Raw genomic sequence first — 24,345 nt, 5'->3', positions numbered from 1 at the left:
GGGGCACGGGCCCACACCGCGCCTCCCGACGTCTTCACGGCGACTCAGCCGCCGACGATCCAGGTGTCCTTCGCGCCCCCGCCCTGCGACGAGTTGACGATCATGCTGCCCTCGGGCGCCACGCGGGTGAGCCCCAGGTCGGCGAGCACGCTCTCGCCCGCCCCGGTGCCGGTGAGGTAGACGAAGCAGCGCAGGTCGACGTGCCGGGGCTGCAGCCCGGTCGCCGTCAGGGTCGGGTGCGAGGACAGCCTCACCACCTCCTGCGCGACCCAGCCGGACGGATCGCGGGCGATCTCGGCCCGACGCTCGGCCACGACCGCCGCGCTCGCCGAGGGCCCGATCAGGACGCCCCGGCCGCCCTCGCCGTCGACCGGCTTCGTGACGAGCTCGCCCACCCGGTCGAGCACCGCGAGCCGCTCGGCCGGGTCGCCCGTCCGGTAGGTCGGGACCGACTCGAGCAGCGGACGCTCGCCCAGGTAGTACCAGATGAGGTCCGGCACGGCACAGTACATCGCCTTGTCGTCGGCGAGCCCGTTGCCGGGGGCGTTGGCCAGCAGGACGCCGCCCGCCGCCGCCACGTCCATCAGGTGTTCGCCGAGCAACGGGTCGTGCGGCGCGTGCACGTCGACGAGCTCGCGGTCGAGACGCAGGTAGAGCGCGTCGACGACGGTGCCGGTCCTGCGCTCGACGACCCGCGCCTCCTCCACCTCGACGTCGTCGGCCTGCAGCAGCAGCAGCCCCGCGCCCTCGGCGAGGGTGCGGTGCTCGTACCAGGCCGGGCTCGTCGGACCCTCGCTGAGGACCGCGCCGACCGGGTCGCCTCCGCCCCGAGGAGGCGCGGCGTGCGCCAGCAGCGTCGCCCGCAGCACCGCGAACACGCTCGTCGGGTCGAGCAACCCCGCCGGCCGCGGAGCGTCCGGCACCACCTCGTCGAGCAGCCGCCGCACCGCGAGGGAGAACGCGGCCCCGCTCGGCGCCCGGACGTTGTCCTCGAGCACCCGCCAGCCACCCAGTTCGTCGCGCACCAGGTCGAAGCCCTGCACCGCCGCCCGCACGGCGTCGGCGGGCAGCCGGGTGGCCTCGTCGCGCCAGCCCGCCGCCCCGACGACCTGCTCGTGCGACAGCACGCCGTCCGCCACGACCCGACGCTCGCCGTAGGCGTCGCGCAGGAACGCCTCGATCGCCCGGGCCCGCTGCGTCAGACCGGCCTCGAGCCGGCTCCACTCGTGCCGCGTGACGATGCGGGGCACGAGGTCGCAGTGGAACGCCCGGTGGTCGCCGCCCACGCCGAATCCGAGGCCGGCCCGCTCGCACCAGGCGTCTCGCGCGACGGACCGGGCGTGCGCCTCGGTCGCGCCGAGCTCCTGGAAGAACCCGGCCACGTCACGGTAGGCCGGGCGCGGGTGCAGCCCCGGGCCGATCGCCTCGTCGCCGGCGCGGAACCGGTACCCGACGAGGGTCGGCGCCGGGGCGTCGAGCCCGGCGGCGGGGCCGTGCGTCTCGCGGACGACCAGGTCGACCACGTCGTCGAGCCGTCCCCGTTCGGCGAAGGCGGCGCGCTGTCGGTCGGCCGAGTTGCCGCGGGCGAGCGTGGCCTCGGCGAGATCGCTCACGGTCTGCCAGTCGCCGAACTCCTCGAGCTGCGGGCGCAACCGGGCCACGAGCTGCCGGACGGCCTCGGCCGCGGGCAGCCGTGACGGGTGCTGCTCGAGGTCGAGCAGTTCGCCGCCGAGCCCGCTGCGCGCCGCCTGCCACATCGCGGCGCGGTGCAGCGGAGCCGCCCGGTGCTCGGCGGGTCGACCGGCCTCGACGTCCGTCTCGGCCCGGCGCACCGCGGCACGGTAGAGGCCGGCGATCAACACGGCGTCGTCGACCAGAGGGCAGGCGTCGCAGGTGCGCAGCTCGAGGGTGGGCGCGTGGCTCGAGGGTCGGACGTCGAAGTAGGCCATCCCGCTGTCGGCGATGACGCCCGATGCGATCAGGTCGGCGAGCAGCCGGTCGTACTCGGCGGCGTCGGCCATCGGCCCGGTCGCTCCGGCGCTCGGCCACCGCTGCCAGATGAGCGAGCGGATGCTCGCGTAGCCGGTGTCCTGCCCGTTCCAGTAGGGCGAGCTGGCACTCAGGGCGAGCAGGGCCGGCAGCACGGGGGCGATCCGTCCGGCGATCTGCACGGCGAGGTCGCGGTCGGCCACCCCCACGTGGATCTGCAGTCCGCAGATCAGCTGCTCGTCGACGAGCAGGCGGTACTGCTCGTGCATGCGTCCGTAGCGTCCGGAGGTCGTCAGTTCGAAGTCCGCGAACTCGCTGCGCGGGGCCGTGCCGACGGCGCCGATGGCGAGTCCCTCGGCGGTGGTCACCTCGACCAGGTCGCGGCGGAGGGTCAGGATCTCGCGCCGCAGGTCGTCGAGCGTGGTCACGACCGGCACGTTGGTCTCGATCGTGGTGCGCTGCAACTCGGCCCCGTACCGGTCGGCGGGCAGCCGCGTCAGGAGGTGCGGTGCACGGGCCGACAGACGCCCCGTCTCGAGGTCGATCAGGTGCAGCTCTTCTTCGGCCCCCAGCGTCAGCTCTGCGCTCATGCCTGCACAGTACGGGCGTGACCCGGTTCTGCCCGCCTCTTCATGAGGATTTCACATGAACGGAACCCCACGGGAGCAGCGAGGAGGCGCGGGCCCGGTCGGCCGCGGAGTCAGACCCGAGCGGTCTGGCGCACCCCTGCGGCGGGCAGGAGCACGCCGTCGATGAGCCCCACGAGGTAGTCGCGGTCGACGGGCTTCCGCAGGACGAGCACGCGGTACGACACCATCGACGGGGTGACGAGGGCGAGCGCCTCGATGTCGGTGTCGGCCGCGATCTCGCCTCGCTCGAGGGCCCGGCGCAGCAGCAGCCGGTTGGCCTCGGCGCGGGGCTGGACGATCGCGGCGTCGACGGCCTCGGCGAGCTCGGGCGTGGTCGAGAGCATCGTGACGACGCCCGCCATGACGCGCATCTTCTTCTCGGCGTCGTCGATGCTGTGCGGCTTGATCATGGCCACGAGGTCACCGCGCAGCGTGCCCGTGTCGGGCAGGCCGTCGAGGTCGACGGCACCCTGCTTGAGGCAGGCCACCGCGTCGACGACGAGCTCGCCCTTGGACGCCCAGCGTCGGTAGAGCGTGGCCTTGCCGGCCTTGGCGCGGGCAGCCACCATCTCGATGGTCATGCCCTCGAAGCCGGTCTCGGCGAGCACGTCGATGGTGCAGCGGAGGATCTCGGGGTCGCGACTGTGGTCGCGCTTGCGACCCGGTCGCGAGGGTGTCGCGGGGTCGGTCTCGGCGGGCGTCGTCGCCGCGCCTTCCCTGTCGGTCATGGGGTGACTCTACATCGGATGTTTACGAAACTGCCTGTATCCGAAACTGGCGGGACTCGTATATGCTCGCGCTCATGTCTCAGGCCTCCACCTCCCCTGACGGCGCGACCCGCGCCTCCTCGTCCTCCCCCACCCCTCCCTCGTCACGGCGCTGGTGGACCCTCACCACCGTCGCCCTCGCCCAGCTGATGGTCGTGCTCGACTCCACGGTCGTGAACATCGCCCTGCCCGCCGCCCAGACCGACCTCGGCTTCTCGGACGGCGACCGGCAGTGGATCATCACCGCCTACTCGCTCGCCTTCGGCAGCCTGCTGCTCGTCGGCGGCCGCGTCAGCGACCTGATCGGCCGCAAGCGCACGTTCATCATCGGCCTGATCGGCTTCGCCCTGGCCTCGGCCCTCGGCGGCGCCGCCGGCACCTTCGGGTTGCTCGTCTTCGCCCGCGCCCTGCAGGGTGCGTTCGGCGCGCTGCTCGCCCCGACCGCCCTGGCCGTGCTGACCACGACCTTCATCATCCCCAAGGAGCGCGCTCGCGCGTTCGGCGTCTTCGGCGCGATCGCCGGTGCCGGCGGGGCCATCGGCCTGCTGCTCGGCGGGTTCCTGACCCAGTACGCCTCGTGGCGCTGGAACCTCTACATCAACGTCGTCATCGCCGCCGTCGCGATCGTCGGGGCCGCGATCTTCGTGTCGCACGTGACCCGCACCGGCCCGCGCCCGAAGCTCGACGTGCCCGGCACGCTGCTCGTCTCGGGTGCGCTCTTCTCGCTGGTCTACGGCTTCTCGAACGCCGAGACCCAGGGCTGGGACTCGCCCTTGACCTGGGGTTTCCTGGCGGCGGCCGTCATGCTGCTGACCTCGTTCGTCGCGTGGCAGCGCCGTGCCGAGCACCCCCTGCTGCCCTTGTCCATCGTGCTCGACCGCAACCGCGGGGCCGCCTACGCGTCCGTGACCATCGCGGGCGCCGGCATGTTCGGCATCTTCCTGTTCGTGACGTACTACCTGCAGACCTCGCTCGGCTACACGCCGACGAAGACCGGCCTGGCCTTCCTGCCGATGATCGCGATGCTCGTGCTCGCGGCCCAGCTGTCGACGAACGTCTTCGTGCCGCGCTTCGGGCCCAAGATCATGGTGCCGTTCGGCATGACCCTCGGCGTGGTCGGCATGCTGCTGCTCACCCGGCTCGACCTCGAGAGCCTGTACGCCGCCAACGTGCTGCCGGCCTTGATGGTGCTCGGTTTCGGCATGGGCTCGATCATGCCCGCGTCGATCCAGACCGCCACGCTCGGCGTCGACCGCGGCCACGCGGGCGTCGCCTCGGCCATGGTCAACACGAGCCAGCAGGTCGGCGGGTCGATCGGCACGGCACTGCTCAACACCCTGGCGGCGACCGCCGCGGCGAACTACGTCGCCGACCACCTGCCGGCGACCGGGGCCGTCGCGGCCGAGGCCGCCGTCGCCGGCTACGCCACGGCGTACTGGTGGGGAGCCGGGTTCTTCGCCGTCGGCGCGGTCGTCGCGGCCCTGCTGTTCCGTCGCCGCGTCCCGCAGTCGGACGACGTCGACGCCTCGGCCTCGCCCGCCGTCGACGCGCCGGTCCCCGTGCACTGACGCGACCCCCTCGCGCAGACGACCCGCGCCTCCTCAGCCCTCGGGGCCGGGGAGGCGCGGGTCGTCTGCGCGACGGACGCCGCGTCGGTCAGGACGCGGCTTCGTCCTCGTCGTAGCGGTCGACGCTGATCGTCGGGATCGACGCCGTGATGACCGAGCCGTCGGCCCGCATCAGGCCACGCAGGTCGCTCGTCGTGGGGACGCGCGTCGTGATGCGCGGGCCCTGACCGTCGAGGGCGACCCGCACCGGGGCGTCGGGGGTCACCTGGAACTCGTCACCGCGGACGGACACCGTCACCGTGTCGCCCGTCTCGATCGTGAAGACGATCTCGTGCTGGGCGAGGTCGACCCGCAGGCGGCTGCCCTTGACCGAGACGCGGAACGAGAGCTCGTCCCAGTCGGCCGGCAGGCGCGGGTCGAAGGTGATGGAACCGAGCCAGTCGCGCATGCCGCCGTAGCCGTTGACGAGCGCGCTCCAGATGCCACCGGTCGACGCGACGTGCACGCCGTCGGAGGTGTTCTTGTGCAGGTCGGCCAGATCGACGTACAGCGACGACAGGAAGTACTGCTGCGACAGCTGGTGGTGGCCCACCTCGGCCGCGATGATCGACTGCACGACGCCGGACAGGGTGGAGTCGCCCGTGGTCAGCGCGTCGTAGTACTCGAAGTTGCGCAGCTTCTGCTCGGGCGTGAACTCGTCGCCCTGCAGGTACAGCGCGAGCACGACGTCGGCCTGCTTCAGCACCTGGAAGCGGTAGATGACCAGCGGGTGGTAGTGCAACAGCAGCGGACGCTTGTTCGCGGGGGTGGCCTCGAGGTCCCAGAGCTCTTTGTCGAGGAACTGGGCGTCCTGCGGGTGGATGCCCCGATGGTCGTCGTAGGGGATGTGCATGGCCTCGGCGGCGAGCTGCCAGCCCGTGATCTCGTGTTCTTCGAGGCCGAGGCGGGCGACCATGCGGTCGAAGGCCACGGGGGCCTCGTCCTTGAGGCGGGTGACCACCCGGACCGCCGCGCGCAGGTTCGCCCGTGCCATGACGTTCGTGTAGAGGTTGTCGTCGACGACGGTGGTGTACTCGTCGGGCCCGGTGACGCCGTCGATGTGGAACCGCTGGTCGCCGTTCGACCGCCAGAAGCCGAGGTCGGCCCAGAGACGGGCGGTCTCGACGAGGATGTCGACGGCACCCCGCTGCAGGAAGTCCTCGTCACCCGTCGCCTGGACGTACTGGCTGAGCGCGTGGCTGATGTCGGCGTCGATGTGGTACTGCGCCGTGCCGGCCGCGTAGTAGGCGCTCGACTCGAGCCCGTTGATCGTGCGCCACGGGAAGAGGGCACCTCGCTGGTTCAACTCGACGGCCCGGTCGCGGGCGGCGTCGAGCATGCCGAGGCGGAAGCGCAGGGCGTTGCGGGCGACGTTCGGCGACGTGTAGGTGAGGAACGGCAGGACGTAGATCTCGGTGTCCCAGAAATAGTGACCGCCGTAACCGGACCCGGTCACGCCCTTGGCCGCGACACCCTGACCGTCGGTGCGGGCCGTGGCCTGGGCGAGCTGGAAGAGGTTCCAGCGGACGGCCTGCTGGATCTCGGGCTGACCGGCCACCTGCACGTCGCTGCGCTGCCAGAAGTCGTCGAGCCAGGCGCGCTGGTGGGCGAAGATCTCGGACGTGGGCGTCTCGCCGGCCCGGTCGAGCGTGCGGTCGCAGCGGTCGGCCAGCTCGCGCGGGGGCACGCCACGGCTCGTGTGGTAGCTGATCGTCTTGACGAGGCGGACCTTCTGCCCGGCCTGGGCCTTGACCCGGTAGACGTGCTTGGCGATGTCGTCGTCGATCTGCGACGACTGGTCCCACTCGGCGTCGGTCTCGATGCGGTGGTCGGCGCCGACCGCGATCGTCATGCCCGAGTTCGTCGTGCGGTAGCCGAGGACGGCCCGCGTGCCGCCGTTGCGCTTGAGCACCGGCTGCAGCACGCGGTCGTCGAACGACTCGGCCTTGCGCGGGTCGAAGGCCTCGGCCGCGGCCCGCATGCCGGCGTGGTACTGGTCTCCCAGGTCTTGGCGGTTCAGGATCTGGCTCGAGATGAGCAGCGACGCCGACGAGTCGAGCATCGTGACCTCGTACTCGATGACGACGAGGTGGCGGTCCTCGAAGCTGACCAGGCGACGACTCGTCACCAGGACGCGCTTGCCCGAGGGGGTGCGCCAGTCGATCTCGCGGACGAGCACGCCGTCGCGGAAGTCGAGTCGCCGGGTGTGGCGGAGGATGTCGGCCTCGAACAGCACGAAGGGCTCGTCGTCGACGTAGAGCCGGATCACCTTCGCGTCGGGCACGTTGACGATCGTCTGGCCGACCCGGGCGAACCCGAAGGCCTCTTCGGCGTGCCGGATGGGCCACGTCTCGTGGAACCCGTTGACGAAGGTGCCGAACGAGTGGCCGCCACGACCCTCGTCGGGGTTGCCGCGCAGGCCGAGGTAACCGTTGCCCACCGCGAACACGGTCTCGGTGAGGCCCTCGTCGCCCTGGATGTACTCGTCCTCGACGAAGGCCCATTCGTCGACGGGGAACCGCGAGCGGTCGAGCGGGTCGGACGTGATGTGGTTCACGACTGTGCCTCCGTGGTGCTGCTGATGCTGGTCGAGGGGGTGCCCGGTGTCGCCTGGTCGGGGTTCGGAGCCGAGGAGGCGCGGGTTCGGTCGAGCGCCTCGACCAACGTTCCGAGGTCGTCCACCACGAGGTCGGCGCCGAAGTCGAGCAGGGTCTGCGCGCCCGTGCCGCGGTCGACCCCGAGGACGAGGCCGAAGGCACCACGGCGACCGGCTTCGACACCGGACTGGGCGTCTTCGACGACCACGCAGTCGTCAGCGGTGAGACCGAGGCGGCGCGCGCCCTCGAGGTACGTGTCGGGGGCCGGTTTGCCGGTGATGCCCTCGGCCGCCGCCACGACACCGTCGACGATCACGTCGAACCGGTCGCGGAGACCCGCGGCCTCGAGCACGGGCACGGCGTTGCGCGAGCTGGAGACCACGGCGACGCGGACGCCCTCGGCGATGGCCCGGTCGAGGAAGGCCACCGACCCCGGGTACGGCGTCACGCCGTTCTCGGCGAGCTCGGCGGCGAAGGCCGCGTTCTTGCGGTTGCCGAGTCCGCAGACGGTCTCGGTGTCGGGGCCGTCGTCGGGCGAACCCTCGGGGAGGACCACGTCGCGGGCGGCGAGCATGGCGCGGACGCCGTCGTACCGCGGGCGACCGTCGACGTGCTCGAAGTAGTCGGCCTCGGTGTAGGGCGAGAGGTCGTGCGCGGCGAAGTACTCGCCGAAGAGGCGGGACCACGCGCGCATGTGGACCTCGGCGGTCGGCGTGAGGACGCCGTCGAGGTCGAACAGCAGGGCGTCGAGGTGGGCGAGTCGCGAGGCGTCGCGGGGCGTGGCGGAAGACACGGGGTGCCGATCCCTTCGAGCGTGCGGGCAGGGTGAGCGGCACCGGGGCGACGACGGCCCGGTGCCGGTGAGGCGGGAACGATGCGGGGGTGGCACGACAGGGGTGAGCGGGGATGGTGCGCACCGCCTGCTGCGCCGTCGGGGGTGCGGCGTGGACCGCACGGGTCAAGTGTGGCACCGCTCCGGCCGCACACCTAGCCACCCGACCGGGGTGTGGAGCACCCGGGCCCTGGGGACGGGACGACGGACCGGACCACCAGGCCCTGTGGACGGCCCCGGCGCCTGTGGACGGAGCCCGAGGTGTCGGCGGCGGCTGACATCATGGGCGACATGGACCTGGGCGACGAGTTCGACGTGCACGGCGGCTTCGTCGCCGGCGACGGTGCCGCGACTCGTGACGCCGTCGACGCCGACGACCCCGTCCACTCGACGGCCGTGCCGCTGGTCGACGCCGTCGACGTCATCCGGCTGGTCGGGCCCCGCGCCTTCAACCGGGCGAAAGAGTACGTCCGCGACTCGGCCGTGCTCAGCACGGAATGGCACGCGGCCGACGAGCGCCTCGAGGGCATCGTCCAGGGCGCCGAGTCGACGCCGTACCAGGTCGTCGTCGACCTGCGGGCGACCCGCGGCGAGTACAGCCGACCGGTCCGCAGCCGGTGCACCTGCCCGATCGGCGGCGACTGCAAGCACGTCGCGGCGACTCTGCTGCAGAGCAACTCCCGGGCCGTGGCCGATCGCAGCGCTCCGACACCCACCGTCGACGACCTGACGACCGGGGGCGTGACCGCGCTGGGCGCTGCACGGACCGGCACGGGCGGGAGCGACTGGCGGTCCACGGTGGGGGCGATCGGGCAGCCGACCCGCGCCTCCTCGGCCCGGACGACCCGCATGGGTCTGCTGTTCGAACTGCGCGACCGAGCGCATTCGACCCGGGGGCGCGCGGTCGCGCCCTCCGCCCGCCGTCAGGGCGGACCGACGGTGCAGCGACTCGGCGTGCGGCCGGTCACCCTGAGCGGCACGGGCAACTGGGTGCGGGGCAACCTCACCTGGTCGTCGTTGCCGTACCAATTGAACCGGCTCGCCATCGAGCCCGAGCACCACGCCTGGTTCGGCCAGTTCGCGGCGCTGCACCGGTCGGCCGTCTCGACCTACACGCCGGGCGACGCCGACTGGCTGTTCGTCGACGACTTCGGCAGCCCCCTGCTCTGGCCGCTGCTGGCCGAGGCCGAGCGCCTCGGCATCTCGCTCGTGACGGGCAAGCGGGCGACCGACGTCGTCGTCGGCGACGAGGCCCGGGTCACGGTCGACGCGGTGCGCGGCGACGACGGCTCGATGCTGCTGACCGCCGGGGTCACCGTCGACGGCGTGGCCCGTCGCGCGGAGTCGACCGGCGTGATCGCCGACCACGGGGTGTGGTGCGTCGCGCACGAACCCGCGCTGACCTTCACCCTCGCGCCGACCGCGGCCCCGCTCGACGACGAGCAACGCCGACTCTTGACGGTCACGCCCGAGGTGGTCGTGCCCGCCGCCGACTCCGACGAGTTCTTGCGCGACTACTACCCCACCCTTCGCCGGCGCGTCGACGTCGTCAGCTCGGACGCCTCGATCGAGTTCCCGACGATCGTGCCGCCCGTGCTGACCCTCACGGTCACCTTCGAGAAGGGGCAGGCGATCCGCCTGACGTGGGGGTGGACGATCGACGGCTCGCTGCGGCCGCTGACGGCGCACTCCCCCGTCCCCGACCTGGGCGAGCTCGACGTCGTCCCCCGCGACCAGGTGCTTGAGGGGGTGACCGCAGCCGAGTTCGCGACCGGCACCCTGCCCGCCCTCGAGGCGCGGACCGACCTGCAGGTCGACCTCGTCGGCACGCGGCCCGACTATCGCGAGCTGACCGACGAGCCACGTCTGACCATCACAACCATGCCGACCGACAAGCGCGACTGGTTCGACCTCGGCGTGCTGGTGACCGTCGAGGGACGGACCGTGCCCTTCACGCCGCTCATCACCGCCCTCGCGAAGGGGCGCAAGAAGCTGCTGCTCGTCGACCACTCCTACCTGTCCCTCGACCACCCGGCCTTCGACGAGCTGAAGAGACTGATCGACGAGGCGTCGGCACTCGACGAGTGGCAGGTCGCCCCGCGCATCAACCGCTACCAGGCGAGCCTCTGGTCCGAGCTCGACGACCTCGCCGACGAGACCGTCCCCGCCGCCGAGTGGCAGCAGGCGGTCGGCGGGCTCCTGGCCCTCGCCGACGCCGGCGGCCTCGAGGCCGCCACGGCGATCCCCGTGCCGGCCGCGGTGGATGCGACCCTGCGCCCGTACCAGCACGAGGGGTTCGCCTGGCTCGCCTTCCTCCACGACCAGGGACTCGGTGGCGTCCTGGCCGACGACATGGGGCTGGGCAAGACGCTGCAGACGCTCGCGCTCGTCGCGCACGTGCGCGAGACCGAGCGGGCCCGGGCCGGTGACGCCGCAGCCGCAGCCGTGTCGGACGCTCCGAGCATCCCGTCCGCACCCTTCCTGGTCGTCGCTCCGACCTCGGTGGTGTCGAACTGGGTGGCCGAGGCCGCACGGTTCACCCCGGGGCTGACCGTCCGGGCCGTGACCGCCACCCAGGCGAAGGGCGGGCGGGGGTCGGTGCACGGCCTCGCGCAGGGTGCCGACGTCGTCGTGACCTCCTACGCGCTGTTCCGCCTCGACTTCGCCGCGTACCAGGCCGAGGGCTGGGCGGGGTTGATCCTCGACGAGGCGCAGTTCGTCAAGAACCGCGCCTCGCAGGCGCACCGTTGCGCGGTCGACCTCGACGTGCCGTTCAAGCTCGCGATCACCGGCACGCCCCTCGAGAACAGCCTCACCGACCTGTGGTCGCTGCTGCACGTGGTGGCGCCCGGGCTGCTCGGCAGCAGCGTCCGGTTCGCCGACGACTACGTCAAGCCGATCGCGACGGGTGAGGCACCCGACCTGCTGCAGAAGCTGCGCAAGCGCATCCGACCGTTGATGATGCGCCGCACGAAAGAGCAGGTCGCCTCCGACCTGCCGGCCAAGCAAGAGCAGGTGTTGCGAGTCGACCTCGACCCCGCGCACCGCGACCTCTACGACGCCTTCCTGCAGCGTGAACGGCAGAAGCTGCTCGGCCTGATGGACGACCTCGACCGCAACCGGTTCATCGTCTTCCGGTCGCTCACCCTTCTACGACTGCTGTCGCTCGACGCGTCGCTCGTCGACGAGGCCTACGCCGACATCCCCTCGGCGAAGCTCGACCAGCTGCTCGACGAACTCGAGGACGTCGTCGCCGAGGGGCACCGTGCCCTGATCTTCAGCCAGTTCACGACCTTCCTGCACAAGGTCGCGGCGCGACTCGAACAGCGCGGCGTCGCCTACGAGTACCTCGACGGGTCGACCCGGCGTCGGGGCGAGGTGATCGACCGGTTCAAGACGGGCGACGCCCCCGCGTTCCTGATCAGCCTCAAGGCCGGCGGATTCGGGCTCAACCTCACCGAGGCCGACTACGTCTTCATCCTCGACCCGTGGTGGAACCCGGCGACCGAGGCCCAGGCTGTCGACCGCACGCACCGCATCGGCCAGACGGACAACGTCATGGTCTACCGGATGATCGCGAACGACACCATCGAAGAGAAGGTACTGGCCCTGCAGGCGCAGAAGTCGCAGCTCTTCGACGCGGTCATGGACGACGACGCCGTGTTCAGCGCGGCGCTCACCGCCGACGACATCCGCGGCCTGCTCGACGCCTGAGCCGGGCCGGGCGGGGCCGGTCCCGGTCGGGCAGGGCGTCAGCCCAGCGACACCGTCTCGGCGAAGGTGCGGGTGGTCGGCGGGGCGAGCAGCACCTCGGGCAGACGGTTCGCCCCCTCGGGAGTGGCCCGCCAGGCGACGTAGGCGTCGTGGTCGGCCGACGAGGCCCAGGTCTCGACGACGATCATCACCGACGGGTCGGCGTCGTCGATCAGCACCTCGAGCCCCTCGCAGCCGGGCCAGGCGCGCGTGGCGACGAGGGTCTCGCGGGCGATCTCGTGGGCGAGGTCGAGCCGGGCGGAGTCGACGTGGAGTTCGAGGTGGACGATGGTGGGCATGGTGGTTCCTTCGATCGGGCGGCGACCCCGGGAGCGGGCCGCGCGGCGGACGGGCCGCGACCTCCCACCCTGGCACCCGCGCCTCCTCGTCCGCCGGGTCAGGCGACGTCGACGGTCACGCGGTGCCACCCCTCGGCCCCGTTCGGAGCCGGCTGCACGTACGCCTCGGGTTGCCACGTGCCGTCCGCGCCCTGCGCCCGCACGTCGATGGTGTGCGACCCCGACCCGGCCGACCCGGCGTCCCACCGGTAGACCCATTGACGCCAGGTGTCGGCCGACACCGAGTCGGCCAGCGTCGCGTCGAGCCACGAGCCGCCGTCGATCCGCACCTGGACCGCCTCGACCCCGGTGTGCGGCTGCCAGGCCACGCCCGCGATCGACACCGTCCCCGCGTCCACCGATCCCCCGTCGCGGGGCACGTCGATGCGCGATTCGAGCTTGACCGGCCCGAGGGCGTCCCAGCCTCGCGGCGTCCAGTAGCCCTCGGCGTCGGCGAAGCGGGTGACCTCCATCTCGACGACCCACTTGGTCGCCGAGACGTAGCCGAACAGGCCGGGCACGACCATCCGCACCGGGAAGCCGTGCTCGATCGGCAACGGCTGGCCGTTCATGCCGACCGCGAGCAGCGCGTCGGTGCCCTCGTCCTGCAGCACGTCGAGCGGGGTGCCGGCCGAGAAGCCGTCGATGCTGCGGGACAGCACCATGTCGGCGCCGCCGTTCGGGCCCGCCCGCTCGAGCAGCGAGCGGATCGGGTAGCCGAGCCAGAGCGCGTTGCCGATGAGGTCGCCGCCGACGTCGTTCGAGACGCAGCTGAGGGTCGCCATGTGCTCCTCGAGCGGCAGGGCGAGCAGCTCGTCGAACGAGATCGACACCTCGCGGTCGACCAGGCCGTGGATGCGCAGGCTCCAGTCGGCCGGGTCGATCGACGGCACCTGCAGGGCCGTGTCGATGCGGTAGAAGTCGGCATTGGGGGTCACGTACGGCGTGATGCCCTCGACGTCCAGGGAGGCGCCGGCCGGCACCGCGGCCTCGGTCACGCTCGCGCGCGGCAGCGTCAGGGCACGCCGCAGCGCCGCCGCGTTCGCGCGGCCCGCGTTGACCACGCGTGCCCCCGTGCCGACGACGACCGCGGCCACGCCGGCCACCACCGTGTAGGTCAGGAACGACCGGCGCTCGAGCCCGGGCCCGCGCAGCGGCGGGACGGGCTGCGTCTGCTCGGCCCACCCGGGCGACGTCGAACGGACCCACCGACGGAGGCGCGAGGCGAGCTTGTCGACGAGCAGCACGGCCGCGAAGGTGCCGACGAGGCTCGGGATGGCGTCCACCTGGCCGGCGTCCGCGCGGGTCAGGACCGCGATCACGGCGAGCGCCCCGCCCGCCACTAAGGCGATCTTGCCGATCGGCTGGCGGCGGTACTCGCCGTAGCCGGCCGCGCCGGTGATGACGACGAGCAGCACGCCCATCAGGACGAAGAGGGCGACCTTGTCGCCGGTGCCGAACAGCGACACCATGGTGTCCTTCACGCCGGCGGGGGCGAGGTCGACGACGGCGGAGCCGACGGCGAAGAGCGGGCTGCCGGTGGGTCCGGTGACGAGGGCGACGACCTCGGCGGCGGCGAGGAACGCGGCCATCGACACGACGCCGGCGAGCGCGGCCCACGGGCCGGCGGCGCGGGGGGTCATCGGGTCGGGGCACCCGGGCGTCGGGGCGGGGCCGGGCGGCGCCGACTCGGGTGGGGACAGGCGGACCGACATGGGCTCAGGGTACGACGCGTGGCTCGGGAACCGCCTGCGTCCCCGGGTGCCGACCCGCACCTCCTCGCCGTGGCGCCGTGGGGCCGCGGGGCGGACGCCCTCCCACGTTTCGGGGCCGTGACGATGTGCGGCCGCCTCTTCCGTCGCCGCGACGACCGGAGCAGGATGACCGGAACGCCCGAGACACACCGATGCGCCCCCGGAGGTCAGCATGTCGACGACGAACCAGCAGCCCGCGAACCAGGCCCAGCCGCCCACGACCGACACGGGTGAGAGTCCCACCGAGCTGAAGCGGGCCATCGGCCCGAAGCTGTTGTTGCTCTTCATCGTCGGCGACATCCTGGGCACGGGCGTCTACGCCTTGACCGGGCAGGTCGCGGCCGAGGTCGGCGGTGCGGCCTGGCTGCCGTTCCTGATCGCGTTCGCCGTGGCGCTGGTGACGGCGTTCTCGTATCTCGAGCTCGTGACGAAGTACCCGCAGACCGCGGGCGCGGCCCTCTACGTGCACAAGGCGTTCGGCATCCACTTCGTGACGTTCATCGTCTGCTTCGTGGTGATGTGTTCGGGCATCACGAGCGCGTCGACGGCGTCACGGGCGTTCGCGGCCAACCTGGCGGCGGGCATCGGCGTCGAGCTGTCGAACTCGGCCGTGATGCTGATCGCGATGGCGTTCATGCTGCTCGTGATGGCCGTGAACTTCCGCGGCGTGAGCGAGAGCGTCAAGGCGAACGTCGTGCTCACCCTGATCGAGCTCTCCGGCCTCGTCATGGTGATCCTGATCGGCTTCTGGTTCATCGCCGGCGGCAACGCCGACTGGGGCCAGGTCGTGCTGTTCGAGACGCCCGGCGACAAGTCGCTGCTGTTGAGCGTCAGCACGGCGACGTCGCTCGCGTTCTTCGCCATGGTCGGCTTCGAGGACTCGGTCAACATGGCGGAGGAGACGAAGGACCCGAGCCGCATCTTCCCCAAGGTCATGCTGACCGGCCTCGGCATCACCGCGGTGATCTACGTGCTCGTCTCGATCTGCGCCGTGGCGATCGTGCCGATCGGCGAGCTGGCCGACAACGAGACGCCACTGGTCACGGTGGTGAACACCGCTGCCCCGGACTTCCCGATCGGCGGGCTGCTGCCGTTCATCTCGATGTTCGCCGTCGCGAACAGCGCGCTGATCAACATGATGATGGCCAGCCGACTGCTCTACGGCATGAGCAAGCAGGGCGTGCTGCCGGGCTTCCTGGGCAAGGTCCACGCCACACGGCAGACCCCGTGGGCGTCGATCGTGTTCACGACGGCGCTCAGCCTGGTGCTGATCGGCTACGTCTCGCTGTCGCCCGAGTCCCCGATCGTGGCCGTGCTCGGCGGCACGACGTCCCTGCTGCTGCTGTCGGTGTTCGCCCTGGTCAACGTCGTCGTCCTCGTGTTGCGGCGCGACACGGTGACGCACGAGCACTTCCGGGCGGGCACGGTGCTGCCGATCGTCGGCGTCGTGGCATGCCTGTGGCTCGTGCTGCCGGTGTCCTCCGGTCGGGGCGCCGAGCAGTACACGATCGCCGGCGGCCTGCTCGCGATCGGCGTCGTCCTCTGGCTCGTCACGTTCGTGTCCCGCCGGGGCAAGCCGGTGCCGAGCGACGCGATCGCCGACGCCGAGCACGCCGACCCGAGGGCGTAGAGGGCCGGAGGCGCGGGTCCAGGACGCCGGAGGCGCGGCGACGGTCTCGTCTCCGACACCGCACCTGCCCTGCCGCCGACCCGCGCCTCCTCGGCCGATCGCGCCTACGGGATGAGGCGGGCGGCGCGGTACCGCTCGAACAGGTCGACGAACGCCTGCTCGGTGCGGCGGTACCGGGTGAAGCCGGCGTCGCGGGCCTTGCCCATGTCGGTGACGACCTCGATGTCGCGGCCGAGGTCACCGTCGGTGTGCCACCACGAGGCGACTCGCGACAGCTCGGGCTCGGCGAGGTCGTGCTCGGCGACGAGGTCGCGCCACTCCTGCTCAAGGCCGACCATCTGCTGCTCGAGCGGCCTCGGCTCGCCCTCGAAGCCCTCGACGAGGGCGGGGTCGATGCCGAGGTGGCCGGCGAGGCGCGGCCACAGCCAGCGCCAGCGGAAGACGTCGCCGTTGACCACGTTGAACGGCTCGTCGGCACCGGCCGGGTCGGTCGCGGCCCAGATCATCTGCTCGGCGAGCACGCCCGCGTCGGTGACGTCGACGAGCGAGTTCCACTGCGTCTCGCTGCCGGGGAAGACGAACGGGCGGCCGAGGCGCTTGCTCAGCGCCGCCTGCACGGCGATGGTCAGCCCCATGTTCATGGCGTTGCCGACGGCGAACCCGATGACGGTGTGCGAGCGGTGCACCGACCACGTGAACCCCTGGCGCTCGGCGGCCGCGAAGAGCTCGTCCTCCTGCGCGTAGTAGAAGTTCGGGTAGGGCAGGCGCTCCTCGTCCTCGTGGAAAGGCGTGTCGGGCATGTTCCCCGTGCCGTAGGCCTCGAACGGGCCGAGGTAGTGCTTCAGCCCGGTGACGAGCGACACGTGCCGCACCGGTGCGTGGTCTAGCGCGGCCAGCAGGTCGCGGACCATGGCGCCGTTGACGGCGATGTTCTCGGCCTCGGTGTCGCGCTTCTGCCACGCGGCGAAGAAGACGTGCGTCGGCTTCGCGTCGGCCAGCGCGGTGCGCAGGCTCTCGGCGCTCGTCAGGTCGGCGGCGATGCCCGTCACCCCCGCGGACGAGGAGGCGCGGCGGGAGAGGGCGAGGACGTCCCACCCCTCGCGCGTCAGCTGCTCGACGAGGGCGGTGCCCGTGATGCCGCTGGCGCCGACGACGAGCGCGGTGCCGGGGACGCTTCCGCCCGTGGCGGGCTGGGTGCTGTCGGTCTGGGGTGTCTCGGTGGTGCTCATCCGTGGTCCAAGTCGCGCGCGCCTCCCCGCATTCCCCCGAGAGCGGATCGCCCCGTACCCCGGGCGCCGCCCCCTGACAGGCCGCCGGACGCGCCGAGCGTACGGTCGGCCCATGGATCACGACACGAACGAGCCCACGAACCGGACGCCCGAAGAAGAGGCGGCCGCGCTCGCGCTGGCCGTCGTGTCGCAGGCCGCGGCCATCACCCAGGGTGACCCCGCGGCCGTCGAGGCCAGCGACGAGAACCTGCGCGAGGTCGTCGCCGAACTGACCGACCAGCCCTTGACCCCTCGCCAGGAGGACGTCGTGGCGACCCTCGGCGTCGCCGGCGGCAGCCTCGCGGCCGGCTTGACGGCTGCCCTCGCCCACGAGAAGGGCGTCGACCCCGGCGTCATCCTCGGCTCGACCTCTCAGGCCATCGTGGCCCAGACGCAGTCGCCGTTCGTCGGCGCGGACGACGACGGGGACGACGACCCCGATCTCGTCGCGCAGGCCGAGCGCGACGCCCGGGCCCACGCGGCCGAGCGGGACGGCGACCACTCGGTCCCGTGGGCCGACCACGGCCACCGCGACATGGCCGATGCCGGGCGCGAACGGGGCGACGCCGGCGAGTCGCGGGCCGACCGTGGCGAGGACGACGACGCCGACCACGCGTCCTAGGGCCGCCGGCCTGCACGACGTGACGGGCCCGGACGTCCGGCGCCGCGCCTCCTAGACTCGACGGACGGGTCCGCGCGGGACCGCCTCGGCGGTGCGCCGGCCCGGCCGGTCGTCAGTGAGGAAGAGGTCAGCGTGTCAGACGCGAGGCGCCCCGAGCGGCCCACCCCGGCGAGGCCCCGCCCGCCACGGGTGCCCAAGGCACCGAAGAGCAAGCCGCGGGGTCCGGCCCAGTCGCGACTGGTCAACCAGCACGAGCTGCGTGACGTCCGGGCTCGGCTGCGCGGCACCATCTACGAGGGCACGACACCCGAGCACGGCATCGGCGGCGACCTCTACTCGCCGCGGCAGATCGTCGACTTCTGCCTCGACCTGGGCGACGTCATGTTGTCGTCGGGTGCCGACGTCCGCAGCACCGAGGTCGCGATCGTGGCCGTCAGCACCAAGTGGAACCTCGCCCCGCTCGAGCTCGACATCACGGGCACGGCGATCACCATCCAGTACGCCCCGGCCGGCCACAACCCGCTGGTCAAGACCCGGGTCATCTACGCCGAGGGGTCGAACCTGCACCGGCTGTCGCGGGTCTACCAGATCGTCGACGACCTGCTGCACGACGACCGCGACATGACCGAGGCGGTGGCCGGCCTCGTCGAGGTGCTGCGGTCCCCACCCAGCTGGCCGTCGTGGCTGACCGATCTCGCGATGGGCCTGCTCGGCGTCTCCGTGACGCTGCAGGCCGGCGGCACGTGGCAGGCCGCCGTCGGCGCGTTCGTGGTGATGATCGGCATCATGGCGTCGGGTCGCGGGCTGACCACCCGGGGCATCCCCCAGTTCTTCGTCATCGGCCTGCAGGCCGCGTCCACCGCCGCACTCGGCACGTTGGGCATCTGGGCGGGGCTGCTGACACCAGGAGGCGCGGCGGCGTTGGTCGCGGCCGTGGTCGTCCTCGTCCTGCCGCACCCCACGATCGTCACCTGGGCCCAGGACGCGATCTCGGGCTTCCGGTCGATGGCCGTCGGCCGCGCCCTGGTGATCGGGCTCATCGTCGCGGGGGTGGTCTGCGGCATCCCGGCCGGTCTCGCCGTGACCGCACGTTTCGCGGACATCGAGGTCGACCCGACGAACATCACCCTGCAGGCGTTGCCGCTCTGGCTCTCGCTCATCTCGAGCTTCGCCGCGGCGTCGGCCAACTCGATCGCCCAGGGGTCGACCGCCCGCATGATCCCGATCACGATCGGCGTCGCCCTGGTCGGCAACCTCTCGCTGTTCACCCTGCGCCACCTCGGGCTGCCGCTGATGGGGGCGACGTTCGTCGCGGCGACCTTGTTGGGTGCGCTCTCGACCGTGGCCGCGGCCCGTCTGCGGACGGCGGCCACGGTCATCGCCGTGCCGGCGTTCTGCGGGTCGTTGCTGCCGTCGCTCGCCGTCGCGTCGTCGCTGCTGAACTTCATGGCCGGCAACGACGGCGCCGAGGTCGACTTCGTGTTCTCGATGCTCACGACGCTGGCGATCGGTGCCGGACTCGTGCTCGGCAGCCTGCTCGCGACCCCGGGAGCCCGACGGTGGCTGCGCCGGGCCAAGCGCGTGCGGGTGCAGTCGGTGCACACGGACACGACGCCGATCAGCGTCATCGTGCCGACGGTCGTCGCAGAACCGTCGGTTGCGACGGAGCCGGTCTCGGCGGAGCCGCCGGTCGCGCCGGAGCCGCGGGTCGCGCCGTCTGTGCCCGTGGTCCGGACCGCGCCGATTCCCGTGGCCCCGTCCGCCCTTGAGAGCGCTTCGGAACCGACGCCCGCCCCGGAGCGGCCGCGCCTCGCGGACCCCACCGCACCGCGTCTGCCCGGGGTCGCTCTCTCGACCCCTGTCCGAAGCGTCTCACCCCCGGCGCAGCACGCGACCTCGAGCGACTAGCGCTCGGCCCCGGCGGCCACCCCGCGCCCGGTGTCTCCGCGTCCCGGCAGCTCGACCTGCGCGTCCTCGCCTTCGAGGCGGCGGATGATCGGTCGGACGTCGCCGATCTCGGCACCGATCCAGTGGCGGTGCATCTTCTCGGCCACGGCGTAGGTGGTGCCCGACCCGCCGAAGGGGTCGAGGACGAGGTCACCGGGCTCGGAGCTGATGGTCAGCACGCGCTCGAGCAGTTTCTCGCTGAGCTCGTTCGCCCCTCGGGTCTTCGTCGCCCGGTGTCGAACCGGGGGGATGTCGAGCCAGACGTCGGTCAGGTTGATGCCGTCGGGGTGCAGCTTGCTGCGGTGGCCGCCGTAGTCCTTGATGTCTCGGCCGCAGTGGCGGCAGACCTGGATCGGCAGGCGGGGTCGGACGAAGCGCGACGGCTTGCCCTTGCTGTAGTAGAGCAGCGAGTAGTGCGAGGGGTAGAGCTTGTTGGGGATCGGCAGACCGTACTTGATGTCGACGGCGACCCAATGGCGGAAGGTCATGCCCTCGCCGTTGAGCACGTGGCCCAGCTCGATGTTCCAGCGGGGGAGGTTGAAGAGGTAGAAGGAGCCACCCGGCCGCAGCACCCGGACGCACTCGGCGATCCATCGGCGGCACCAGGCCAGGTAGGCGTCCTCGTCGAGCGAGTCGTCGATGCCCGCCCCGTAGACCTTGCCCAGGTTGAACGGCGGATCGGCGAACACGAGGTCGACCGACTCGTCGTCCAGCTCGGCGAGGACCTCGAGGCAATCGGCCTGGAAGAGCCGACCGCTGGCGGTGCGGTACGTCGGTTGCACGTCGTCCTTCGGGGTGTCGCGGGGTGGGATCGGTCGTCGAGAAGACTACTTCGGGCCGCCGACATCGAGGCCCGCGCGTTGCCCGGACGACCGATAGGCTAACGACCGTGTCGTCCCCTGCGAAGAAGCAGATGCCGTACTCGAGGCGCCCTCGTCCGGTCGACGAGGTGATCGTGCTCCACCGCCAGGGTCGGCTCCCGCTCGACGGCACGCTCGACCCCGACGACCCGATCCTGCAGCCCCGGCGTCACCCTCGGCGAGTTCGCCCGACGGTCTACGTCCATCGCGAGCCGATCCCCCACCGGCCGGCCCTCGCGCTCGCCCTGTCGGCCGTCGCGGCCGCCGGGTACGTCGCGTGGGGCTGGGCCGAACTGCACGAGGGAGCCGTCGAGTTCCCGCTCGACCTCGCTCGAGGCCGGCGAGCCTCGGCGCCCGTGGTCGGCCTGACCTCGGCCGCCTTCGCCGGGGCGGCCCTGCTGTCGGCCACCGTCGGGCGGCGGCCGGGCCGGTCGCGGGCCCTGCGACGGCTCGCCGTCACGACCTCGGCACTGGCCACGGTGATCGTCGTGACCACGCTCGTCGTGGCGCTGCTGCCCCCCGCACCGACGTGACTCGACCCGCCTCGCGGACGGGAGCAACGGCGGAGGCCCGGGACGAGATACCGTTGCACCATGAGTGACACCACCGAGCAAGCCCCGAGCGACGCCACAGAGCAAGCCGACACGACGCCGACGTTCGCCGATCTGGGCTTGAGCGACCAGGTCCTGAAGGCCATCCGTGAGATCGGCTACGAGACCCCTTCGGCCATCCAGGCCGCCACGATCCCCACCCTGCTCGACGGCCGCGACGTCGTCGGCCTCGCGCAGACCGGCACCGGCAAGACCGCCGCCTTCGCCCTCCCCATCCTGTCCCGCCTCGACGTCTCGGCCAAGAAGCCGCAGGCCCTCGTGCTGTCGCCGACGCGCGAGCTCGCGTTGCAGGTCTGCGAGGCGTTCGAGCAGTTCGCCTCCGGCATGCGCGGCGTCCACGTCCTGCCCGTCTACGGCGGCCAGGCCTACGGCGTGCAGCTGAGCGCCTTGCGCCGCGGCGTCCACGTCGTCGTCGGCACGCCCGGTCGCATCATGGACCACCTCGCCAAGGGCACCCTCGACCTCAGCGAGCTCAAGTACCTCGTGCTCGACGAGGCCGACGAGATGCTGAAGATGGGCTTCGCCGAGGACGTCGAGACGATCCTCGCCGACACCCCCGACGACAAGCAGGTGGCGCTGTTCTCGGCCACGATGCCGCCGCAGATCCGTCGCATCTCGAAGCAGTACCTGAACGACGCCGAAGAGATCACGGTCAAGGCGAAGACCACCACCTCGGTGAACACGACCCAGCGCTACCTGATGGTGTCGTACCCGCAGAAGGTCGACGCTCTGACGCGCATCCTCGAGGTCGAGAACTTCGAGGGCATGATCATCTTCGTCCGCACCAAGAGCGAGACCGAGGCCCTCGCCGAGAAGCTGCGCGCCCGGGGCTACTCGGCCGCGGCCATCAGCGGTGACGTCGCCCAGGCCCAGCGCGAGCGCACGGTCAACCAGCTGAAGAGCGGCAAGCTCGACATCCTCGTGGCGACCGACGTCGCGGCGCGTGGTCTCGACGTCGACCGCATCAGCCACGTCGTCAACTACGACATCCCGATCGACACCGAGTCGTACGTGCACCGCATCGGCCGCACCGGCCGTGCCGGCCGAAGCGGTGCCGCGATCAGCTTCGTCACGCCGCGCGAGCGTCGTCTGCTGGGTGCGATCGAGAAGGCCACCCGCCAGCCGCTCACGCAGATGCAGCTGCCGACCGTCGAGGACGTCAACAGCACCCGGCTCACCCGGTTCGACGACGCGATCACCGAGGCCCTGTCGCAGGACGGTCGCATCTCGGCGTTCCGCGACATCATCAGCCACTACGTCGAGCACCACGACGTGCCCGAAGCCGACGTCGCCGCCGCCCTCGCCGTGGTCGCCCAGGGAGAGACGCCCCTGCTGCTCGACCCGAAGGACGAACGACCGCAGCGCGACGAGCGTCCGCTGCGCGAGCGCGACGACCGCGCCCCGCGCGGCGGTCGCGACGACGACCGTGGCGAGCGCCGCGAGCGCGGACCGCGCACGTCGAAGCCGATGACGGCGTACCGCATCGAGGTCGGTCGTCGTCACCGTGTCGAGCCGCGTCAGATCGTGGGCGCCCTGGCGAACGAGGGTGGCCTGAGCCGCGACGACTTCGGGGCGATCCAGATCCGCCCGGACTTCTCGGTCGTCGAGCTCGCCTCGGACGTCTCGAGCGACATGCTCGACCGCCTGAGCGACACCCGCATCAGCGGCAAGCTCATCGAGATCAAACCCGACCGCCGAGGAGGCGCGCCCCGCCGCGACGACCGCCCCGACCGGTCCCAGGGTGGCGAACGGCCCGCCCGCAAGCCCCGCTACTAGACAACCGGCCGCACGGCCCACGACGCCGACCTCGCCTCCCGCCTGGTCGGCGTCGTCGTGTCCGGTCCGCTTGTCGGCCGGTCGGCCCGGGACGGTCGCGGACGGGCGAGTTCGTGGTCCCCGGGCCGTCGGAGGCGCCCGTCTGCGACGAACCCGCCCGTGAACCCACCATCCCGCTCGAACGGAGTCCGATGAGCACCCCGCCCTCCCCCGGTGGCACCGACGCCCTGTTCGGCGTCGTGCAGACCGCCCTCACGATCGGCAGTGCGATCCCCCTGCTGCTGTCGGCCGTCGCGTTCGTGTTCTTCGTGCGGATGCGACACCGGCTCGCGGTCGGCCTCCCGGGAACGCCGGCCACGCGTCGCCTCGCCGACGACGCCCGACGACTGCACGACCTGGCCCGGGTCTGCCTCCTCGGCTCCGGCTTCGGCCTCGTGCTCCTGGTGATCGGCCAGCTCGTCGTCGGCCTCGGCACATCCGTCGGCCTCGCCGGGGCGTTCGCCGGGCCGCTCGCACCCGTGACGATCGGTGCGGTCGTGCTGACCGGCCTCGCGGCCGTGGCGTTCGCGACCTCGCCGGCGCCACCCGCGCCTCCGCGTCGCTAGCCCGTCCCGGCGTCCGCCAGCAACGCTGCCGTCGAGTGGGCAGAAGGATATGTTCCCTGCCCTGTGAAAGACCATCGCGGCCCTTTCGTGCGACGCGCACGTCGGGCAGCCATCAGGACGCCTCGGCCACAGGCCGCTCGTCCCGGGCCGTCGTCCACACGGCGACGAGGCACCGTCTTGTGGCAGCGAGCCCGTCCGTACCGTCGACGCATGATCATCGAAGCGGGATACGACCTCCACGAACTGCTCTACCCGAGACTCATCCGCGACCACGAGGCGAACGGCGCCGAAGGCGCACCGCTCTGGGTCGTCGCGCTGGACGACAGACTTCGGTACCTCTACACGCGACCGGCCCTGACGCCCGTCCGCCTGCCCCTGTCCGATCACGCAGCCGACATCGCAGCGTGCCTCGACGACGGCCTCTGGAACGTCCGCTACTACGTCCTCGCCTACTACCTGAAGTCTCGTCCGGACGACGAGGGCTTCTGGCTCGACGACGCCGACCGTTCCGTCGAGGATTGCCCCGAGCTCGCTGCCTTCGATCTCCTGGGGCAGATCGCGTTCGACGAGGACGGCTACTACTCGACCCTGCCGCGGTATTCGTTCCGGGACTACGCAGGCCACCAGGACTTGCCTCGAGCCGCCGTCATCGCCGGCCCTCACGACTACGGGTGCTCGTGCCTCGCGTGCGAGCAGTACGCCGACGACATCGCCGAGCTCAGGCGCCGCGCCCGAGAGCGCGAGGGGGAGGCGTGACAGG

Annotated in this window: 17 protein-coding genes; 9 read left to right on the top strand and 8 right to left on the bottom strand. The window is 71.9% G+C overall.

Annotation, left to right across the window (positions count from 1 at the left end; genetic code table 11):
• Window positions 1–44: 44 nt before the first annotated feature.
• Window positions 45–2,579, bottom strand: a complete 2,535-nt coding sequence (locus AC1MBW_RS13165; protein WP_480024762.1) for a glutamate--cysteine ligase — start codon at window positions 2,577–2,579, stop codon at window positions 45–47.
• 110 nt (window positions 2,580–2,689) lie between these two features.
• On the bottom strand, window positions 2,690–3,346 hold the full coding sequence (locus tag AC1MBW_RS13160; protein ID WP_054147566.1) for a TetR/AcrR family transcriptional regulator: 657 nt from the start codon (window positions 3,344–3,346) through the stop codon (window positions 2,690–2,692).
• A gap of 74 nt (window positions 3,347–3,420) precedes the next feature.
• Here AC1MBW_RS13160 and AC1MBW_RS13155 point away from each other — a divergent pair, with 74 nt between their 5' ends.
• On the top strand, window positions 3,421–4,953 hold the full coding sequence (locus AC1MBW_RS13155; protein WP_480024761.1) for an MFS transporter: 1,533 nt from the start codon (window positions 3,421–3,423) through the stop codon (window positions 4,951–4,953).
• 88 nt (window positions 4,954–5,041) lie between these two features.
• Here AC1MBW_RS13155 and AC1MBW_RS13150 read toward each other — a convergent pair whose 3' ends face one another.
• Together AC1MBW_RS13150 and AC1MBW_RS13145 are read right to left on the bottom strand one after the other, a co-directional pair.
• On the bottom strand, window positions 5,042–7,549 hold the full coding sequence (locus tag AC1MBW_RS13150; RefSeq protein ID WP_480024760.1) for a glycoside hydrolase family 65 protein: 2,508 nt from the start codon (window positions 7,547–7,549) through the stop codon (window positions 5,042–5,044).
• Window positions 7,546–8,382, bottom strand: coding sequence for an HAD family hydrolase (locus AC1MBW_RS13145; RefSeq protein WP_480024759.1), 837 nt, complete (start codon window positions 8,380–8,382; stop codon window positions 7,546–7,548). The genes AC1MBW_RS13150 and AC1MBW_RS13145 overlap by 4 nt, the downstream gene beginning before the upstream one ends.
• A 330-nt stretch (window positions 8,383–8,712) precedes the next feature.
• On the opposite strand from AC1MBW_RS13145, the gene AC1MBW_RS13140 reads away from it, so the two are divergent.
• Window positions 8,713–12,135 carry a DEAD/DEAH box helicase gene (locus AC1MBW_RS13140; RefSeq protein WP_480024758.1) on the top strand — a complete coding sequence of 1,141 codons (3,423 nt, stop codon included), beginning with the start codon at window positions 8,713–8,715 and terminating at the stop codon, window positions 12,133–12,135.
• A gap of 38 nt (window positions 12,136–12,173) precedes the next feature.
• Here the strand turns inward: AC1MBW_RS13140 and AC1MBW_RS13135 are convergent, their stop codons facing one another.
• The gene (locus tag AC1MBW_RS13135) at window positions 12,174–12,473 is read right to left on the bottom strand and encodes a putative quinol monooxygenase (RefSeq protein WP_480024757.1); all 300 of its coding nucleotides are present in this window, start codon (window positions 12,471–12,473) and stop codon (window positions 12,174–12,176) included.
• A gap of 98 nt (window positions 12,474–12,571) precedes the next feature.
• Window positions 12,572–14,227 (bottom strand): molybdopterin-dependent oxidoreductase, encoded by a 1,656-nt coding sequence (locus tag AC1MBW_RS13130; RefSeq protein ID WP_480024756.1) that lies wholly within the window; start codon window positions 14,225–14,227, stop codon window positions 12,572–12,574.
• A 211-nt stretch (window positions 14,228–14,438) separates the two neighbouring features.
• Between AC1MBW_RS13130 and AC1MBW_RS13125 the strand changes: the two genes are divergently transcribed.
• Complete coding sequence (locus AC1MBW_RS13125) at window positions 14,439–15,896, top strand: APC family permease (RefSeq protein WP_480024755.1); 1,458 nt, start codon at window positions 14,439–14,441, stop codon at window positions 15,894–15,896.
• 104 nt (window positions 15,897–16,000) lie between these two features.
• Here AC1MBW_RS13125 and AC1MBW_RS13120 read toward each other — a convergent pair whose 3' ends face one another.
• Window positions 16,001–17,125, bottom strand: a complete 1,125-nt coding sequence (locus AC1MBW_RS13120; protein WP_054147052.1) for an SDR family oxidoreductase — start codon at window positions 17,123–17,125, stop codon at window positions 16,001–16,003.
• A gap of 112 nt (window positions 17,126–17,237) precedes the next feature.
• On the opposite strand from AC1MBW_RS13120, the gene AC1MBW_RS13115 reads away from it, so the two are divergent.
• Together AC1MBW_RS13115 and AC1MBW_RS13110 are read left to right on the top strand one after the other, a co-directional pair.
• Window positions 17,238–17,786: a hypothetical protein gene (locus tag AC1MBW_RS13115; protein ID WP_054147053.1), complete on the top strand. Its 549-nt coding sequence runs from the start codon at window positions 17,238–17,240 to the stop codon at window positions 17,784–17,786.
• A 189-nt stretch (window positions 17,787–17,975) separates the two neighbouring features.
• Complete coding sequence (locus AC1MBW_RS13110) at window positions 17,976–19,694, top strand: threonine/serine exporter family protein (RefSeq protein WP_480024754.1); 1,719 nt, start codon at window positions 17,976–17,978, stop codon at window positions 19,692–19,694.
• Here AC1MBW_RS13110 and AC1MBW_RS13105 read toward each other — a convergent pair.
• A complete protein-coding gene (locus tag AC1MBW_RS13105; protein ID WP_480024753.1) occupies window positions 19,691–20,515 on the bottom strand; it encodes a DNA-methyltransferase in 825 nt (274 codons plus the stop codon). The two genes, AC1MBW_RS13110 and AC1MBW_RS13105, sit on opposite strands and share 4 nt — an antisense overlap.
• Before the next feature lie 107 nt (window positions 20,516–20,622).
• Between AC1MBW_RS13105 and AC1MBW_RS13100 the strand changes: the two genes are divergently transcribed.
• The 4 genes from AC1MBW_RS13100 to AC1MBW_RS13085 all read left to right on the top strand — a co-directional run bounded on the left by AC1MBW_RS13100 (window position 20,623) and on the right by AC1MBW_RS13085 (window position 24,341).
• On the top strand, window positions 20,623–21,126 hold the full coding sequence (locus AC1MBW_RS13100) for a hypothetical protein (RefSeq protein ID WP_480024752.1): 504 nt from the start codon (window positions 20,623–20,625) through the stop codon (window positions 21,124–21,126).
• A 60-nt stretch (window positions 21,127–21,186) separates the two neighbouring features.
• Window positions 21,187–22,980 (top strand): DEAD/DEAH box helicase, encoded by a 1,794-nt coding sequence (locus tag AC1MBW_RS13095; protein WP_054147055.1) that lies wholly within the window; start codon window positions 21,187–21,189, stop codon window positions 22,978–22,980.
• Between the two features lie 191 nt (window positions 22,981–23,171).
• The gene (locus tag AC1MBW_RS13090; protein ID WP_480024751.1) at window positions 23,172–23,585 is read left to right on the top strand and encodes a hypothetical protein; all 414 of its coding nucleotides are present in this window, start codon (window positions 23,172–23,174) and stop codon (window positions 23,583–23,585) included.
• Between the two features lie 210 nt (window positions 23,586–23,795).
• Window positions 23,796–24,341: a hypothetical protein gene (locus AC1MBW_RS13085; protein WP_480024750.1), complete on the top strand. Its 546-nt coding sequence runs from the start codon at window positions 23,796–23,798 to the stop codon at window positions 24,339–24,341.
• Window positions 24,342–24,345: the final 4 nt, after the last annotated feature.

Source organism: Frigoribacterium sp. AP1, from assembly GCF_056680555.1.
This window is presented reverse-complemented; position numbering and strand designations above follow the sequence as displayed.